This is a genomic window from Burkholderia sp. IT-111MI5, assembly GCF_949752865.1.
In the GTDB taxonomy this organism is placed as follows: domain Bacteria; phylum Pseudomonadota; class Gammaproteobacteria; order Burkholderiales; family Burkholderiaceae; genus Burkholderia; species Burkholderia pyrrocinia_C.
This window is the reverse complement of the sequence record NZ_CATKIF010000054.1, coordinates 1-445: the sequence shown is the minus strand read 5'-3', so window position 1 is coordinate 445 and position 445 is coordinate 1. Positions and strand designations below refer to the sequence as shown.

Below are 445 nucleotides of genomic sequence, written 5' to 3'. Positions count from 1 at the left end.
GCGCGCGGCCGGCGACCTGCTGGGTTCGGTGGTGAAGAACAGCGGCACGATCGAGGCGCAGGGCCTGAGCAGCCGCGACGGGAAGATCACGCTGGACGGCGGCCAGGTGCATGTCGCGGGCAAGCTGGACGCGAGCTCGCAGGATGCATCGACGGCGGGCGGCACGGTGACGACGCGCGGCGAGCAGGTGGTGGTGTCGCGCGACGTGCAGGTGGATACGCGTGCGGTGTCGGGCAAGGCGGGCCTGTGGACGATCGAGGCGGCCAACGCCGGGGTCGGCACGGCAGCGCAGCCGGGCAAGCGCGGTCTGGTCATTGGCGGCGGGCTCAACGGTAATACCGGTAGCGGCGGCACCGGCGGCACCGGCGGTAACGCTGGCGGTGCGATCGACGGGGAGACGCTGGCGCGCAGCCTGGGCACGACGAACGTGGCGCTGACCAACACG

Annotated in this window: 1 pseudogene; it reads left to right on the top strand. The window is 72.6% G+C overall.

From position 1 onward, the window contains the following. A pseudogene (locus ACM6JT_RS27185) lies at positions 1–445 on the top strand (filamentous hemagglutinin); the annotation flags it as partial.